This window comes from Dissulfuribacter thermophilus (genome assembly GCF_001687335.1).
Taxonomy (GTDB): Bacteria; Desulfobacterota; Dissulfuribacteria; order Dissulfuribacterales; family Dissulfuribacteraceae; genus Dissulfuribacter; species Dissulfuribacter thermophilus.
Genome location: NZ_MAGO01000002.1, coordinates 100296 through 118333 on the forward strand (window position 1 = coordinate 100296; position 18038 = coordinate 118333).

Below are 18038 nucleotides of genomic sequence, written 5' to 3' on the forward strand. Positions count from 1 at the left end.
TTTTTATGAGAAGGCAACAACTTGATATAATTGAAAAAATATTTTTTGCCCCCTTGCGTCGTGCATAATTACCGTGAAAATACCCGTAACAGGTAGAAGGTAGAAGTGAGAAGCAAGCCCTGTATGTACAAAAGCCAGAGGCTGGAGGCCGAAGACGTTATAAAAAGTTTAAGGTGCAAAGTTCTCTTCCTTCAACTCAACACTCAAAATTCAACACTCAAAACTCCAAAAATTAGGGCTTGGTTATTGTGTCATGTGTGGGTAAAGGTCAGCTTTATAACGTGACTCAACTTATGTAGGTTGATATTGTCTTATAAAAGAATATTACTCGTTTTTGTAAAAAAAATCACTTTTCTCACTTGCGCTGAACAACTTTTAACGCAAATAGTATGTAAAAAAGGAGTAGTCCATGTTCAAAAAGAATTTTTTCTCTGGATTGATCTTTTTCATTCTTTTCTTATTCTCATCTCATGTCCATGCATTTGACTATGGTGACCCTACTCCTTTAGAACAACTCCAACTAGAGGTAATCAATAGGGCCAGATTGAATCCTGTAGCCGAGGCCCTAAGGTTTGGAATCGATCTCATGGAGGGAGTGGATCCAGGGGCAATAAGCACAGAACCAGTTCAGCCACTTACTATGAATGCCAAGCTACTTATGGCGGCAAGACTACACAGCTTGGATATGTTAGAACAGAATTATTTTAGCCACTATGATCCTTTTGGCGTTGATCCTTTTCAACGGATAAAGGACGCCGGATATACTTACGTGGCTGCAGGGGAAAACATTGCCCTTCGAGCCAGTACAGGAATTCTTGATCCAGACCAGACGGCTCTATTGATACATCAAGATCTATTTGTAGACAAAGACTATCCCCAAAGGGGACACAGGGTAAATATACTTAATCCTACCTTTAAAGAGATAGGTGTAGGGATAGAACAAGGCCTTTTTAGCCAAAAAGACGTAAGCTACCCATACTCAATGATGGTTACATGTGATTTTGCTACTTCATCTGACACCCGCCCATTCATCTTAGGCGTTGTATACGAAGATACTGATAATGACGGATTTTATGACCCGTGGGAGGGCATACAGGGGGTCGAGATTACAGTCCTTGAGACCGGCGAGACCCATACGACAAAAAGCGCTGGTGGCTATGGATTCCCAGTGTTTCCCGGTAGCTATACCCTAAAATTTGCAATTGACGGATTGGGCTCAATAGAAAAGACAGTTTCAGTAGGGACACAAAATGTAAAGCTAGACATAATCACCAACGATATAACTCCAAAAGAGGCATGTAATTTATCCCTCACCGTAAGCACCAATCATATTAGACCTGGAACCTGGTTCTCAACATTTTTTAAGGCCTGTGAGTCAAAAGACAACTATGTAGCAATCATCTTGCCTGACAGATCATTTTACTCCTTAACAGAAAAAAATACCTTAAGCCAACCCAATAAATTAGAAAAGTTTACCGATCATTCAAAAGAATTGCTAAATATTTTTTGGCCAGGAGACGATAATCTAGAAGCAAGTGAAGAATTAATATTAGGCGCTATAGCTGTTGAGCCTGGAAAGGACCCCTTTAATCCTGACAATTGGCTAGATTTTGAGTTGGTCAACTTAATAGTAACTTATTAGCAATACACCCATGGTAAAAAGGGCCGTTTATCCAGCTTTTTTCGTATCCCTTGTCATTTTAGCAGTCCTTTTTCCACAAATGAGCAGTTCCCAAATAGACGTTCACTCCTCTAAGACGGTTGTCATCATTCGCTATAAGATTGAGCCAAATAACTTTGCCAGTGTCGTTGAGGGATTGAAGCAGAGTTTAAAAAAAAGAGGCTATGTCGAAGGTAAAAACATCACCTATATAGACGTGCTGACATCAACCGCTGACCAAAGTTCCATTCCTCAGGTCATGGAAGCTGTAAAAAAATATTCCTCAAAGACGGATCTCTTTGTTACCTGTGGTTGGGTATCCATGTTTGCTAGGATCCTTTTAAAAGATACTGGAATTCCACAATTTTATTGTCCCACTCTAAAATCAGTGGCTTTAAAAATGATGCCAAGTGTCAATAGCCCTCCTGGGACAAACCTGAGTGGAGTCTACCTCATGTATCCTCCAGAGAAAATTTTGAGGATCTCTAGGCTCATACTTCCAAATGCAAAGCACTATGCATATGTATTTGATTCGAGAATACCTGCTGACATGATCTTTAAAAAGGCGTATGAGAGATTGAGACCCGAAGAAAGACATGACTTTGAGATCTTATTCTTTGACCTAGCCAATGGAATCGACTCTGTAATCAGAAAATTACAAACCAACCACATAGAAGCCTTCGGAGGAATCGTCGGGGCTTTTAAAAATAGAAAGGCATTAAGTAGTCTTAGGATCCCAATTATTACCGCATTAACTCTGGATATAGAACAAACGGAAATCGCAGACTATCTGAAGGGAGACAATATCATAGCAGGTCTATTTAATCCCTTTAGTTATTGCGGAAAACAGGCAGGAGAAATGGCTGCAGACATCTTCGATGGTAAAACCAGCATTGAAAATACCATACCCAGACCTGCCCTCCAGATAGCATTCGTAAACTTAAGGGCGGCAAGGAGGCTTGGGATTTACATTCCATATAGGGCGCTTGAAGCAGTGGATATGGTGGTAAAATAGGATAATATCACATGAAATTCAAAGATCTTAAAGGCATCAAACTAAAGTCACTCCAACTTTTTTTTGGGATCGCCATTTGTCTTTTAATCACTACAATTTCCGTTCCCCTCTTCTTCTCCGGGACTTTATTGATGGAGAGTATCATCCTTGATTTCGGAGAAAAGCTGCTCAATGCCAACCTACACCAACTGCTAGAACATGTTGACAGACGCTATAAGACTCTCGAAAGAATTGGCTTGGAAGACAGTCTTGCACACCAAAGGGAGATCAAAGAAATATCTCTCAAGGAGTTTTCCAAATTTAATTTTGGAGAGTCAGGAGGTGTTTTTGTAATAGAAGATAACGGCTCAATTACCCTTCCAGGCCCATTAAAATCAATTGGTCCCAACGAATTTCAGATCCTGTTTAAACAGCTCCAACACAATAAAAAAGGATTTATAGAATACCATGCTGGGAGAACGAATTTTTGTTCTGTATTTACCTACTATCCCAAATGGAAGAGCTATATCGGTATATCAATCAAAAGAGCTGAACTTTTCAAGTCAAAATATAAGTACATTTTCATAAATACCTTAACTCTAATGATGGCCCTTTGTATCGCCTTTTTGTTCATACTCAAGATTGAGGAGACAATATTGAGACCAATCCTTTCAATGGCAAAATATGCTGACGAAGTATCTAAGGGCAATTATTCTTACAAACTATCAGGCACCTTCAAATATGAACTTCAAAGACTGAAAGATAATTTCATACGAATGGTCTGCAAGTTAAAGGACAAGATCGAGGAATCCCAAACTCAGTTAAAAATTATACAAGACAGGGAAATTCAACTAAAGAGTGCTTTAAATGCATTAGAAAGAGAAAAAGAACGACTTGCCATCACCCTCAAAAGCATTGGAGATGGAGTTATTACTACAGATATCATTGGCAGAATAGATATTATGAATGACGTGGCTGAGAGACTCACGGGATGGCAGTGGAAAGATGCATACGGAATGCCTCTCAAGGATGTTTTTAACATTGTCAATGAAAAGACAGGTGAACCAGTAGTAGATCCGGTCAGTAAAGTTATAGATAGAGGCAAGGTCGTTAGCTTGACAAATCACACTGTCCTTATTTCGAAGGATGGGACCAAACGCCTAATTTCTGCAAGTGCTGCCCCAATAAAGGATCATGAGGGCAGCATCATAGGGGTAGCCTTAGTGTTCAGAGACATAACAGAAAAAAGACGCATAGAAGAAGAATTTCTAAAAATAGAAAAACTCAAATCAGTAGGCGTACTTGCCGGTGGTATTGCCCACGACTTCAACAACATCCTCACGGCCATTTTAGGCAATATCAGCCTACTGGGCCTATCAGAGGATTTGGACGAAAGAAAACGAAAGATAATTGAGCAGGCTGAAAAGGCATGTTTGAGGGCCAGAGACCTTACACAGCAGCTTCTTACCTTTGCTAAAGGCGGTAGCCCAGTAAAAAAGACACTTAGGCTCCATGAAGTTGTAAAAGAATCAGCAGAATTCTCACTTAGGGGTAGTGGAGTGGCCCTTGATTTTGAGGCGAATGAAGATCTCTGGCTGACTGATGTAGATCCAGGTCAATTTAGTCAAGTCATTCAAAATATTGTCATTAATGCCAAAGAAGCTATGAATAACAGTGGGAGAATAAGAATCATACTGGAAAATATTGCCTCCTATGCCCCTACTGGTTCTGTTAAGCCAAAAGATTGGGTGTCTATCAGCATTGAAGATACAGGTCCTGGGATACCGGAAGACATTAAAAATCAAATATTTGAACCCTATTTTACTACAAAAGACCAGGGGAGCGGGCTCGGACTCGCTATTTGCCATTCTATAGTCAGTAAGCACGATGGTTTTATTGAAGTTGAAAGTAGGGATGGAAAAGGTACAATCTTTAGAATTCTCCTTCCAAAGTCTTTTGAAGAGACAGCCTCCCCTGGCACCAGAGAAGAAAAGGAGCTTGCCAGAATTAAGAGGGGAAAGATTCTCTTGGTTGACGATGATGAGATGATTCGATACGTAGCAAAGGATATGATTGAATACCTTGGACATCATGTGGAAGTTGCTGAAACTTGTGAGGAGGCCATTAATAAATACAAAATAAGCTTGGAACAAGACAGCCTATTTGATTGTGTTATCATAGACCTTACCTTGCCAGGAGAGATCGGAGGGCTGAAAATAAAGGATGAAATTCTCAAGCTGAATAGTAACGCAAAATTGATAGTCTCCAGTGGCTATGCAAGTAACCCCATTATGTCTCAACATAAGAAGTATGGATTTTTTGCAGTGTTGACCAAACCCTATAGACTAACTGATCTAGACAATGTAATAAGGGCTGCAATTAGCTAATACCTTTTAAATAAGGAGGATTAATAAGAACAATGGCCAATCCTATATTCGAAATCATAGATGCCTATCAGCCTGTAAATGGCGATCTATTGATATTTCCATTTTTAAATAAAGATACCCCTCTTTTTGATGAGGGAACTGTAGGTACCATTCCGGTTCCCATTGATCCCCCAACAGAGCCAGGTGGCAGTAAAACCATCTATGTAGGGCCACTAAAGGGGGAAAAGTGTGTGGTAAGGACTGTTCGAATCGACAAAAAATTTATTCCTCTCTCAGAGGCACTTAAACAAAAAGTGGCAGACCATCTCAAAATTGCACAAGATGAAGGGCTTAATCGCATAATAATAGTATTGAAATCAAGTGAAAGTATCGATCTTGTAAAGTCTTGTATGGAAGGAACAATCCTTGGGGGCTACAAATTCGACAGGTATCTGTCAGAAAAAAAGGATCCTGTCACAGTAAATTGTCTTTATGATGGAAAATTAAACAAGACCGAAAGGGAAGAAATCGCTCTCTATCAAAAACTTTATACATGGGTAAATACCGCTAGAGACATGCTAAATGAACCACCTTCGGTAATAAACCCAGTGTCTCTAGCACAGCGATTTCAAGAACTTGGCAAGCAGGCAGGGCTTAAAGTTACAGTATGGGACGAAAAGAAGATAAAAAAGGAAAAGATGGGGGCCTTACTTGCTGTAGGCCAGGGTAGTAGTTCCCCGCCTAGGCTCGTAATAGGAGAGCACAAGGTGCGTTCTGCAAAAGGACACCTAATACTTGTGGGCAAGGGAGTCACCTTTGATACAGGTGGCTATTGCCTCAAGCCAGCAGATGCCCAGATCGGTATGAAGTACGACATGGCAGGAGCAGCTGCATGTTTCTGTGCTGCCTGCGCAATATCTCAGGCAAAACTCCCTATAAATGTCACGGTAATTACACCACTTTGCGAAAATGCCATATCGTCTACTGCATATAAGACAACTGACATAATAGTGACAAGGAGTGGGAAATCCGTACAGGTGGACAATACTGATGCCGAAGGCAGGCTCATCTTAGCCGATGCTCTAGACCTCGCTTCTGAAAAAAGGCCTGATTGGCTCGTAGACGTTGCCACCCTTACAGGAGCGTGCGTTGTAGCCCTAGGCGAAGATATTGCTGGCATTATGGGACAGAGCCGAGAACTCTTGGACCTCATTAGAGAAATAGGTAATTCAGAAGGGGAACTCTTTTGGGAGCTTCCACTCCATCTCCCCTATTCAGAACAACTTAAAACAGAATCTGCAGATATAAAAAACATTGGTAGCCGTTGGGGAGGCTCGATTACAGGAGCCCTCTTTTTGAAGGAGTTCGTACCAGATGATATACCCTGGGTACACGCGGATATTGCTGGACCAGCGGTGAAAGAGGAACCTTTGGGACACCTTGGGAAAGGTGCAAAGGGCTTTGGAGTAAAGACTTTGTTTTCACTTGCAAGGAGGCTTTCTGGGAAAAAATAATGAATGGCCAAGGCGATGACCTCCCTATTATTGCTATAAAAGGCGTGAGCAAACGCTATCCCAATGATGTAGTTGCGTTGGAGAACATATCTTTTTCTCTTGAAAAAGGGGAATTCTGTTTTTTAACGGGTCCCAGTGGTTCGGGCAAAAGCACCCTATTGAGACTCCTTTATTGTGCGGAACGACCAACAAGCGGCGACATCTTTATAGACGGAGTCAATGTCAAGACAATTAAGCAGACTTATATCCCAATACTCAGAAGAAGGATAGGGGTAGTTTTTCAAGATTTCAAATTGCTACAGGATAGAACTGTTTTCGAAAACGTTGCACTGGCACTAGAGGTAATTGGTTTCAATAGGGATCAAATAGCCTTACGGGTCAACAAAGTCCTTGAAAACCTCGGCCTTGGAGGCAAAGGGAAACGTTATCCTCAGGAGCTGTCAGGTGGGGAACAGCAACGAGTAGCCATTGCCAGAGCAATAGTAAACAGACCTCCAATCATTTTAGCAGATGAGCCAACTGGGAATCTCGACCCCCAAAGAACTATGGAAGTACTCGATATCATGGATGAATTAAATGCCAGGGGAACCACTATATTGTTTGCAACTCATGATGAAAGGCTCTTTGAAGGAACCATGCGAAGAGTTGTAAGATTGCAGGACGGTAGATTGGAGGTGGAATATTCGTGAATCTTCACACACTTTTTAGGAGAGCATTCTCCGATATACGTCAACATTTGACTATCTATTGCCTGACTACCATTGTAGTTACCCTGACTATACTCATATGCATCTTCTTTTCTTTGATCTATTTTAATCTACACTCATTTGTCTCAAGATTTGGTTCAGAATTGGGAATCGTTGTCTATCTTAAAAAGGACATTAAAGAAGGTCGAATTCCAGAGATATACAGGGAACTTCTCTCAATAAAGGGTGTAGAAGAGGTAGTATATATATCTTCAGAAGAGGCATTTAAACGCCTAGAATCCTATCTGGGTGATGAAAGGCAGGTACTTGAGGGCGTAGAAGCCAATTTCCTGCCTCCTTCATTTGAAGTCAAGGTCAAAAAAGCGATCTTTCGTCCTGGCAGCCTTTCGGCCATTTCAAATAAAATCAAGCAGATTCCCGAGGTATCAAAGGTACAATATGGTAAAGAATGGGTGCAACGACTAGAGGCATTTACCAATGTAGCTAGAAATGTGGTGATAGGGACTGGCCTATTACTACTTTTTTCTGCCGCCTTTGTAGTATCTATTACCATAAAGCTAAATGTATATTCCAGGCAGGAAGAGCTTGAAATTATGAGGCTTGTAGGGGCGACCAATGGATTTATTGAAGGCCCTTTTTTAATAGAGGCCATGCTCCAGGGGCTGCTTGGCTCAAGTATTGCCATAGGGGTAGTCTATGTAACCACTAAGAATCTCAGTGCAAGACTCGTGGGTAGCCCTTTGTTAAATAGCATTGAGTTAGTCTTTCTGCCAAAGGAGATGATCGTGGCCGTAATAGGCCTCAGTATTTTATTGTGTTGCCTTGGAACGCACTTTTCAATGAGAAAAATCCTGAAGACATGAAAAAGGAAATTTTCATCATAATAAATATTCTATTAACCTTTCTAACGTCCATTTCATTTGCTGAAGAGGCTATAAAGCCGAAAATAATCCCTTCCAAGGCAACGCTAAAAAATATCACCAAAGAAATTCAAGAAAAAAAAAGAAACTTGAAACAATCAAAGAAGACAAAAAAAAGATTCTCCATTCAATTGAATTATTGAACAAAGAGATTCGAGTACACTGGAATGCACTCCAGGAAAAGAAAAAACAAATATCAGAGATCGAACAAAAGATTAAAAGGACCCATTCAGAAATAGAAAAAATGAATGAGGCCTTAAATAGACAAAAGGCCTTTATACAGAGAAGACTTAAATCATTATGGGAGTTTGGTCCCCTCGGTACCCTCAATGTGATCTTCTCATCGCATTCTTTAGGAGAGCTATATTCTAACCAACAATATTTAGTATATGTCATTGAAAATGATCAACAAATTAGAAAAAAATATATAATGGAACTCAAGGCACTCCGGAAAAAAAAGCTTGGCCTTGAAAAGGAAAAAGACAATCTCATTAAATTGACCCAAGAGATCCAGAACGAAGTCATAGAACTTGAAGAAGCTAGGGAGACTAAAAGAACATTTCTAGAAGATCTAGAATCCCAGGAAAAAGGTTATAGAAATTTAATTGCCTCGTTACAGGAAACGGAAAAGGGCATCACCACCCTAGTACAAAAACTCAAAAGCAATAAAAAAGTTGTTAAAGAGCCTCAGTCACGCTTTGAGGAAAATATAGGAAAGCTTACCCCTCCAATTTTTGAGGCATTGAGAGTGCTTACACCAAAGCTTCATCCCATGGTACCTAGAAATGGAGTTGTGTTTGAAGCCCCACTTGGCACTCCAGTCCGTACAATCTTCGATGGCGTAGTCAAATTCGTTGGAAGGGTAAAGGGATACGAAACAGTAATAATCATTGACCATGGTGGTGGATATATGAGCCTCACCGGTTATCTCAACCAGGCCTTTGTTCATGTCCGTCAAAGACTCTTAGAGGGAGACACCATAGGCATTGCAGGTACCGGTGGCTTTATAGAGTCAGGGGCCTATTTGGAAATCAGGAAAAATGGAGAACCAATCGATCCATTAAGGTATATAGATTTGAAAGGCATTCCTATAGAATGAGTAAAAGCCTTTAAAGGGGCTCATGCTTTGAGCATCTAGCCCTAGAGTGAGCGATACCTATACATAGCAAACTATCAACATGGCCTCTCATTGACTCTGCTAACACCTAGCCAATAGCATTTAATTTTTTTAAGTTACATAGTTGGGAACAGTTCTCAACTAGAAGCTCGTAAGCTGCTGTTTTTAGGTTTTTTGGTTGGAAAAGTTGAGCTATGGATTATAGTTAGAAAAAATGAATTTTATCACCTCATGTCCTCGACAAACCCGGCAATTGCCGTATATATTTTAAAGTCTGAAAAAGATTGGAGGCTTAGTATCAAACATGAAAGTATTTCCCCAAGGAAGTATTAAGGTGATCCTGACAACCCTTTTCTTTTTATGCCTTTTTATTGGCTTTGGCCTCTATCAAGTGAATGATATTTCTTCTGCTAAAGAAGATGACGATCTTTATAAAGAACTCAAGATGTTTGCCAGTGTTCTGGACATAGTACAGAGAAATTATGTAGAAGAAGTGCCGACACAAAAGCTAATCTATGGGGCCATTGACGGAATGCTCCAATCTCTCGATCCCCATTCCTCATTCATGAAACCAGAAGAGTTCAAAGAACTTCAAATAGAGACCAAAGGAAGTTTCTCTGGTATTGGAATCGAAATAACCATCAGAGATGGAGTCCTCACTGTGGTCTCTCCAATTGAAGGGACTCCTGCTTACAAGGCTGGGCTAAAGGCCAATGACAAAATTGTTAAAATCAATGGAAAGACCACCAAAAATATGAGCCTCATGGAGGCAGTAAAACTTTTGAGAGGTAAAAAAGGTACCAAGGTTACCATTTCTATCTTCAGAGAAGGCTGGCATAACCTTAAAGACTTTACGATAATAAGAGATGTTATCCCAATAAAAAGTGTAAGATATCAGATAATTGATAAAGGATATGGATATGTAAGGATAAGAAACTTCCAGAAAAAGACCGTGGGAGAATTAAGAGAGGCCCTCCATAAAATGGAAAAGGAAAAAGGTGGGCTCAAAGGACTCATCATCGATCTTAGAAACAATCCAGGAGGACTCCTTGAACAGGCAGTCAAGGTATCCGACGAATTCATTGACAAGGGACTTATAGTTTATACCAAAGGTAGACTCAAAAGCCAGGAAATGAAATTTGAGGCCCATCCTGACCATGGAGCACATGCCTATCCCATCGTAGTATTGGTCAATCAAGGCAGTGCCAGCGCCTCTGAAATCGTTGCCGGTGCCCTTCAAGACCATAAGCGCGCGATAATAGTTGGCGAGCCTACCTTTGGAAAAGGCTCTGTTCAGACTGTCATACCATTAGACGATGGAGCAGCACTCAGGCTCACGACAGCACTCTATTATACTCCCAGTGGCCGTTCTATACAGGCCAAAGGCATTATTCCCGATATCGAGGTACCATTTATACCAGATGAAAATCTGGAAAAGAAAAAGATTCCACAGGATCATTTTATCAAGGAAAAAGACCTTGAAGGCCATCTGCCAAATAATACCGATCTAGAGGCTTCAGAGAAAAATGATGCTGAGAATAAACAGGCTGACTCCGTGAAAAATGACGAGCAACCAAGTAACAAAAAGCCGAAGAACGGCTTCAAGATGGACAACCAAATACGTGAAGGACTTCGAATACTTAAGGCCTGGAATATATTTGCCAAAAGTTGCGTACCCGGTCTCCAAACTTGGAAAAAGTGATCAACAACCAACCACTAAGTATGTACCAAGATGCGAGGCAGAGGAATTGATGTATCTACTATCTGTAGATCCAAGATTCGACTACATAGGAGAACGGGTGCCCTGTGAGCGCTCACAAAAGGAAGGGATCTCGTAAGAAAGCAAGGCCTTACAAGGTCCCTATTCTGTTGTTAATAGCGTTTTTTCTGCTTAGTGGGGCCATTGCATCCATCCTGGTGATAGTCCCTCAAGGTGCAGGCAAGTTTACTTTAGGAAAGATGAATTTCGAGGCCTTTAAAGATAGATCTGTACCTCCGCCCAGGGCACCAATAATAAAACAATCTAAGACACCCCATTCATCATATAGCCTTCCACTGGTGGCAATTATAATTGATGATATGGGCTACCACGGAAAAATAGACAACCTTTTTTTGCACTTGAGTGCCCCTCTGTCTTTCTCCTTTCTACCGTATGGTCCTTTTACCAGAAAATATGCCGAGGTTGCTCATAAGCTTGGCCGTGATGTCCTCATTCACATTCCCATGGAACCTATTGAAAAGGACGTAAATCCAGGCCCAGGGGCACTTCGTACAGATATGGATCCTGCTGAAATCATACGGATTATAGGAGAAGAGATATCTTTGGTCCCCTATGCAAAAGGCGCAAACAATCACATGGGATCCCAATTTACTACCTCAAAAAAAATGATGGATATAGTGCTCCTGGAATTGAAAAAACGCGCTCTATTTTTCATTGATAGCAGGACTACCAAAGATTCCATTGCATGTTCAGAGGCAATTCGTTTAGGGGTCCCGGCCCTTGAACGGCAGGTATTTCTAGACTACCAGCCCAAAGAGCACATTGTAAGACAAGAGCTTAGAAGGCTCATTAACTTGGCAAAACAACACGGATTCTCCATTGCAATTGGCCATCCTTTCAAAGAAACTTACAATGTCTTAAAAAAGGACTTGCCCTTAGTTCAAAAAGAGGTGAAGATTGTCCCTGTAAGTTATCTTATTGCACTATTCAAGGGGGATCAGAGATGAAATATGGTGAAAAAGAAATCCAAGAGGCCAAACTCGAACCGTGGCCTAACCCCAGTCCCCAAAGGGACTACGAGATATCCATATCATTTCCTGAGTTTACATGCCTGTGTCCTCGGTCAGGATACCCGGATTTTGCAACTATCAAGATTACCTATACTCCAAATGAATGGATTGTAGAACTCAAAAGCCTAAAATTATTTCTCAACCAATATAGAGATCGCTATATTTCTCATGAACAAGCCACCTGTGAGATCTTTGAGGCATTGGATCAAATCCTCAAGCCTAAAAAATTAAAGGTAATAGGGGACTTTAATCCCAGAGGAAACGTCCATACTGTCATCACAGTGGAAAAATAAGGAGGTTTTTATGGATGCCTACTTGACCATTGAACGCAAAAGATGTGCCCTGATGATTATAGATCCTCAGGAAAAATTGATGAAGGCAATACATAAGGCAGATGAAGTGATTAAAAACACTGCCTTAATGATCAGGGCTGCCAAAGAGTTTTCCATTCCCATAATAGCTACAACACAATACAAAAAGGGAATTGGACCAATAGTGCCCGAACTACAGGAACTACTAGAAGATGTTAACGAAATAGATAAAGTAGAATTTGATGCCTTTTTAAACCATGGTTTCTATTCTGCCTTAAAGGCCCTTCCCTCTTCTGTTGACACCTTAATACTCACCGGAGTTGAGGCCCACATATGCATTCATCAGACTGCGCTTTCAGGCAAAAGGCATGGCTATCATATAGCAATTTGCCAAGACGCAGTATCTTCAAGGAACAAACGCCACAAAAAGATTGCAATCCAAAACTTCAGGGCCCTGGGTTTTAAGGTATGTCCTGCAGAGACCTTTGTCTTTGAGCTATTAGGAAGGGCTGGTACCCAAGAATTTAAAAATCTTTTGCCATATATAAAGTAGGTTACTTCTCAACACCAAATATAGTCGTTAGTTCAAAAGCTATTTCTATAGAGGTCAAAAGGCTACTTTTGACCTCTTCTATTATGCCTACACCAGTTCCTTCGTGGGTTAGGAAATTTCCATTTTTCATCCATGCCCCTGGCCTTTAAGGCATTGAAATGGCAAACCTCTCTTTTCAACAACGCTGATGTTTTTCTCATCAACATATGGAGCGTCAAATTTTCAGCTAGGATCCAGTTTTAAGAAAGAGACTTATCATAAAGATCAAACTGGTAGATCTCCATTACAAAAAATATGATAATTGTCACATAGCATAGTAGAGGAATTGGCAAAGATGCTGGCCATTCACTCAAAAATAGGAGATAATTAAATCCTTAAAGCCAAAAAACTTTTGGCATTGATTTCATCATGCAGGTTTGGAGCATTGATATGCTGGATACAATAATAACATGGTCTCTTACTGTCTTGAGTATTGTAGGGGCAGTGCTTAACATAAAAAAAAGACGTTCCGGTTTTGCAGTCTATACTGTGGCCAACATCGGATGGATAATCGTAGACCTCTATCATGAAATATATGCACAGGCCGCTTTATTCTGCATTTTTACAGGTCTTTCCACCTGGGGCTGGATAGAATGGGGAAGGCAAAAATGGCCAATTCATTAATTAAAAGTGGTTTTGAAACATTTGAACATGGTGCCGATATCGGCATAAGGGGCTATGGCACGTGCCTTGAAGAGGCCTTTAGCAACGGGGCAAAGGCCATGTTCTCGATAATGGTCGATGACTTGACTAAAATTGAAGCCAAACAAAGACGAGAAATAAGCTCTTTCTCCTTTGATCTGACAGGCCTTTTCGTGGCCTTTCTCAATACATTAATAGCAGAGGCAGATATAAATCATATGGTCTTTTCTGAATTTAACTGCGATATCGATACCAATACCTTTTCATTAAAGGGAGAAGCCCTTGGAAACACTATTCCATCTGGAATCGGCAATATAGGTGTTGAGATAAAGGGAGCCACATTTACTGAGGCCAAAGTGGAAAAAAGAGGAGACGTATTTTTGGCTCAATGCGTTGTAGACGTATAGGAGGAACAGCTTGGATACCAAAAGACTCAACAGGATAAATGAATACATCTGGGAAATCCTCAAAACTGAACCAATGAGGGTGCCTGCGCGTATCTTTGCAAGCACTGATCTCATCCAGGATATGGACGACAAGGTCTTTGAACAGATTTCCAATGTGGCAGCTCTTCCTGGGATCGTAAAGGCAGCCCTGGCCATGCCAGATGCCCATTGGGGATACGGTTTTCCCATTGGCGGTGTGGCGGCCTTTGACCCAGATGATGGTGGAATCATCTCAGTGGGAGGCGTGGGCTACGACATATCGTGTGGAGTCAGGACCCTCCTTACTGGACTCACCATTGAAGAAATCAGGCCCCATATAGAGACCCTGATAGATAGCCTGTTTGAGCACATACCTGCTGGGGTTGGCTCCGAAGGGAAGATAAAACTGAGCCCAGAAAAACTCGATGAGGTCCTCGAAGGAGGGGCTGTATGGGCTGTAGAAAAGGGATATGGCACAAAGGAAGATTTGAATCACATAGAAGAGAGGGGAAGATTAGATGGTGCTGATCCCAGTTGTGTCTCAGATACCGCAAAAAAACGTCAGTACAGGCAAATAGGCACTCTGGGGTCTGGGAATCACTATCTGGAAATCCAAGAGGTTGAAACAATCTTCGACCGAAAAGCCGCTGAGGTCTTTGGTATTTCAGAAGGCGATGTAGTAATATCAATACACTGCGGTTCAAGGGCACTGGGCCATCAAATTGGAACCGATTACATTCAAATCCTTGGGGCCGCGTCCAAAAAATACAACATACCTATAAAAGAACGTGAGCTCGTATGTGCTCCCATAAAATCACCAGAGGGCGAAAGATATTATAAGGCCATGGCATGCGGTGTAAATTGTGCCCTAGCAAATCGCCAGGTCCTAACACACCTGGTGAGAGAGGTTTTTGAAAACATCTTACCAAATGCTGAGATAAAAATTCTCTATGACGTAAGCCACAACACATGCAAAATAGAAGAACACGAGGTGGGGGGTGAACTCAAGAGATTATATGTGCATAGGAAAGGGGCAACAAGGGCCTTTGGTCCTGGGAGAAAAGAGCTAGCAGAGCCCTTCAGAAAAATTGGTCAACCAGTAATCATTGGAGGCACAATGGGTACCTACTCCTACATTCTCGTGGGGACAGAACAGGGAGAGGCCCTTGCATGGGGCTCTGCATGTCATGGTGCAGGCAGGTCAATGAGTAGGCGTCAGGCCCTAAAGAGATGGAAAGGTAAAAAAATTATATCAACTTTAGCGCATAGAGGTATATTGGTCAGGGCAGCTAGCTACAGAGGGGCTGCAGAAGAGGCCCCTGAAGCCTATAAGGATGTTACAAGGGTAGTAGATGCTACCCACTATGCTGGACTGGCCAGGAAGGTTGCAAGGGTGAAACCTCTTGCCGTTGTCAAGGGTTAAAAACAAGCAAAACGATTGCAGGCCTTACAAAAGATTTCAGCAGTGCATCCATTTCCGTGTCAATGGCAAACCTGGGACATCGCCCTTTGAAAAGAGAAATTGGCTCACATACATCCCCCCTGCCCTAAAACTCATCTGAGATCCTATGAGATATAGACGCCACATCCTTACAAATTCTTCTCCCTTCATTGCCTCAATCTCGTCTTTTGCAGCCTCAAATCGTCTTAACCAATGCCCCAGGGTCAGGTCATAGTGTCTTCTGAGATCCTCTATATCTATGAGTTTGAATCCAGCATCATAGGCAGCCTCAAGCACTTGGCCAATTGCGGGGATGTAGCCCCCTGGAAATATGTAGGTACATATCCATGGATCAGTATCTGCAGGCTTCATCCTTGAGATAGTATGGAGTAAAAAAAGGCCTTCGTCTTTTAAAAAGTCAAAGGCTCTTTTAAAAAAGATCTTATACTTCTCCCTTCCAACGTGTTCAAACATCCCTACAGAAACTAATTTATCAAAGGTCCCGAATTCTTTCCTTGAGACTTCACGATAGTCCTGAAGCCTCATCTCACACCTATCCTGAAGTCCTTTTTCCTCTATCAATTTCTTCCCATATTCCATCTGTTCATGGGAAAGGGTTAATCCAACTGCCTTGGCCCCGAATCGCTCTGAAGCAATCCTAATAAGTGCCCCCCATCCGCAACCTATGTCTAGGAGTCTTTCTCCAGGTGAAAGTTGCAATTTATGCAATACGTGAAGATTCTTATTCAATTGAGCCTGTTCGAGACTATCATCTGGAGTCTTAAAATAGGCACATGAATAATTCATATCTTGGTCAAGCCAAAGCCTATAGAACTGATTTCCACGGTCGTAGTGAGTCTTGATATCTCGCTTGCACTGGTTAATCCCATGTCTGCCCCTAAATTTCAACCAACAGAGCCTGACTTTTTTGCCCAAAGACACTCTAGAAAAAAAATCTCTTGAATAGGCTAGATAAAGGAGTGTTCCAAGGTCGCCCTCAACCTCTAACTCTCCTCTCATATATGCCTCTCCAAATCCTAGAGATAGATCAGATATGATGGCATCAATGACCTTTGGATTTTTTATAGAAATGGTCGCCTTTAATTCCTCTCCCCCTAGCCTTTGAGACGAGCCATCCCAGTATTTTATGAGGATACCCGGATCATCGTTATCAAAAAGGGATTCGAAAAGCTTTTGGGCCTGTTTGGCTTCCATGGCATCCTCCTTTTGTCCCCAAACTTCGAGCCCTCAATTATGTCCCTAAAATGCAAGACAAAAAGTATGTCTATTCACCTCCATCTTGACCTTTGACATACTTCATACATGCATAATTTGGGCTCAATTTTCTATATAAGGATACTTTATTATCTTTCCATTCTGGGTCCTAAATATGGCTTCACCTCCATCAAGAGCGATAAGATAATTGGGCATGAGGAGTGCCTTGCCACCTGCATCTGGAAGATCAACGACATAATGGGGAATACAAAGACCGCCAATTTTTCCCCAGAGATTCTCCATAATTTCAATACCTTTTGAAAGGGGCGTCCTAAAGTGATCAGTGCCCTTTACCGGGTCACAATGAAACAGGTAATAGGGCCTGACTCCTATAGTTTGTAACTTCTTAAAAAGTGTCTCTAATATTTCAATATCATCATTTACTCCCTTTAGCAAGACTGCCTGATTGGAAACAGGAATGCCTTTGGTAATCAGGCGTTCTACAGCCAAAATTGCCTCGTTCGTAATCTCCCTGGGGTGGTTGAAGTGGGTATTTATCCATATGGGTCTAAACCTGGACAACATTTCTGATAGAGAGTCGTCTATCCTCATAGGAAGAGTCACTGGGGCCCTTGTTCCGATTCTAATCACTTCAACATGAGCGATCTCTCTTAGAGACCTCAAAAGCTCTTCGAGTAAATGGTCTCCCATAAAGAGCGGGTCTCCCCCAGAAAGGATCACCTCCCTTATCTCGCTGTGTTCTGAAATATATTTGATTGCTTTTTCCCGATACTCTCTCTTGACCGCAGTGGGGACGTCAGTTTTACCCCAGTTCCTTTTTCTATTACAGTGTCTGCAGTATACTGCGCAACGACCTGTCGAAATGATTAAAGCCCTATCCTTATAGCGATGGATGAGACAAGGAGTTGGTGAAAATGGTTCCTCTAGGAATGGATCTTCTGTAGAACCTGCCTCGTTGACCTCTATCTCTTCCAGACTGGGTATACACTGACTCCTAATAGGGTCCATTGGGGCATCCCAGTCAATTAGGGACAGATAATAAGGCGTAGCTGCAAAATGATATCTTGAGACGAGCTTCTTAAATGCCTCTTCCTTTTCCCTAGGGATTTGAATTAACCCCTTGAGCCCATGATAGCCCTTTACTCTATTTCTAAACTGCCATCGCCAGTCAAGCCATTCATTGTTTTTAGGATAAGCGATCATAAGCCAGTAACTCTGAAATATGGCTAATTGGGAGCATACGAGAAGTATGCAGAATTTAAATTAATCACTGGTTTATTTGCTCTCCAGGCAGATGCTGATGGACATGGACAATTCTTTATC

17 protein-coding genes are annotated in these 18038 nt (G+C 41.6%); 14 read left to right on the top strand and 3 right to left on the bottom strand.

Annotation, left to right across the window (positions count from 1 at the left end; translation table 11 throughout):
• The first annotated feature begins 409 nt into the window (after positions 1–409).
• The 11 genes from DBT_RS02395 (at position 410) to DBT_RS02450 (ending at position 12932) form a co-directional block, all read left to right on the top strand.
• A complete protein-coding gene (locus tag DBT_RS02395) occupies positions 410–1642 on the top strand; it encodes a CAP domain-containing protein (protein ID WP_067616082.1) in 1233 nt (410 codons plus the stop codon).
• A 79-nt stretch (positions 1643–1721) separates the two neighbouring features.
• Positions 1722–2675: an ABC transporter substrate-binding protein gene (locus tag DBT_RS02400; RefSeq protein WP_161939890.1), complete on the top strand. Its 954-nt coding sequence runs from the start codon at positions 1722–1724 to the stop codon at positions 2673–2675.
• 11 nt (positions 2676–2686) lie between these two features.
• Positions 2687–5041 carry an ATP-binding protein gene (locus DBT_RS02405; RefSeq protein WP_067616086.1) on the top strand — a complete coding sequence of 785 codons (2355 nt, stop codon included), beginning with the start codon at positions 2687–2689 and terminating at the stop codon, positions 5039–5041.
• Between the two features lie 32 nt (positions 5042–5073).
• Complete coding sequence (locus tag DBT_RS02410; protein ID WP_067616088.1) at positions 5074–6534, top strand: leucyl aminopeptidase family protein; 1461 nt, start codon at positions 5074–5076, stop codon at positions 6532–6534.
• Between the two features lie 26 nt (positions 6535–6560).
• On the top strand, positions 6561–7223 hold the full coding sequence (ftsE, locus tag DBT_RS02415; RefSeq protein WP_067616302.1) for a cell division ATP-binding protein FtsE: 663 nt from the start codon (positions 6561–6563) through the stop codon (positions 7221–7223).
• Positions 7220–8104, top strand: coding sequence for a cell division protein FtsX (locus DBT_RS02420; RefSeq protein WP_067616090.1), 885 nt, complete (start codon positions 7220–7222; stop codon positions 8102–8104). Before ftsE ends, DBT_RS02420 begins: the two co-directional genes overlap by 4 nt.
• 196 nt (positions 8105–8300) lie before the next feature.
• Positions 8301–9260: a murein hydrolase activator EnvC family protein gene (locus DBT_RS02430; RefSeq protein ID WP_067616094.1), complete on the top strand. Its 960-nt coding sequence runs from the start codon at positions 8301–8303 to the stop codon at positions 9258–9260.
• 322 nt (positions 9261–9582) lie between these two features.
• Complete coding sequence (locus DBT_RS02435; protein WP_067616096.1) at positions 9583–10980, top strand: S41 family peptidase; 1398 nt, start codon at positions 9583–9585, stop codon at positions 10978–10980.
• Between the two features lie 104 nt (positions 10981–11084).
• Positions 11085–12005 (top strand): divergent polysaccharide deacetylase family protein, encoded by a 921-nt coding sequence (locus DBT_RS02440; protein ID WP_067616098.1) that lies wholly within the window; start codon positions 11085–11087, stop codon positions 12003–12005.
• Positions 12002–12361, top strand: coding sequence for a preQ(1) synthase (gene queF, locus DBT_RS02445; protein WP_067616100.1), 360 nt, complete (start codon positions 12002–12004; stop codon positions 12359–12361). The genes DBT_RS02440 and queF overlap by 4 nt, the downstream gene beginning before the upstream one ends.
• Before the next feature lie 10 nt (positions 12362–12371).
• Positions 12372–12932, top strand: a complete 561-nt coding sequence (locus DBT_RS02450) for an isochorismatase family protein (RefSeq protein WP_067616102.1) — start codon at positions 12372–12374, stop codon at positions 12930–12932.
• A 1-nt stretch (position 12933) separates the two neighbouring features.
• On the opposite strand, the gene DBT_RS12655 is transcribed toward DBT_RS02450, so the two are convergent.
• Complete coding sequence (locus DBT_RS12655) at positions 12934–13062, bottom strand: hypothetical protein (RefSeq protein ID WP_279614747.1); 129 nt, start codon at positions 13060–13062, stop codon at positions 12934–12936.
• Between the two features lie 299 nt (positions 13063–13361).
• Here DBT_RS12655 and DBT_RS02455 point away from each other — a divergent pair, with 299 nt between their 5' ends.
• The 3 genes from DBT_RS02455 to DBT_RS02465 are packed head-to-tail and all read left to right on the top strand — an operon-like array spanning position 13362 to position 15461.
• Positions 13362–13595 carry a nicotinamide mononucleotide transporter gene (locus tag DBT_RS02455; RefSeq protein ID WP_067616104.1) on the top strand — a complete coding sequence of 78 codons (234 nt, stop codon included), beginning with the start codon at positions 13362–13364 and terminating at the stop codon, positions 13593–13595.
• Complete coding sequence (locus DBT_RS02460) at positions 13580–14020, top strand: archease (RefSeq protein WP_067616106.1); 441 nt, start codon at positions 13580–13582, stop codon at positions 14018–14020. The genes DBT_RS02455 and DBT_RS02460 overlap by 16 nt, the downstream gene beginning before the upstream one ends.
• Positions 14021–14030: 10 nt before the next feature.
• Complete coding sequence (locus DBT_RS02465; protein WP_067616107.1) at positions 14031–15461, top strand: RtcB family protein; 1431 nt, start codon at positions 14031–14033, stop codon at positions 15459–15461.
• A 36-nt stretch (positions 15462–15497) separates the two neighbouring features.
• Here DBT_RS02465 and DBT_RS02470 read toward each other — a convergent pair whose 3' ends face one another.
• A complete protein-coding gene (locus DBT_RS02470) occupies positions 15498–16694 on the bottom strand; it encodes an SAM-dependent methyltransferase (RefSeq protein ID WP_067616109.1) in 1197 nt (398 codons plus the stop codon).
• A 123-nt stretch (positions 16695–16817) separates the two neighbouring features.
• Positions 16818–17918, bottom strand: a complete 1101-nt coding sequence (locus DBT_RS02475; RefSeq protein WP_067616111.1) for a KamA family radical SAM protein — start codon at positions 17916–17918, stop codon at positions 16818–16820.
• Positions 17919–18038 lie beyond the last annotated feature (120 nt).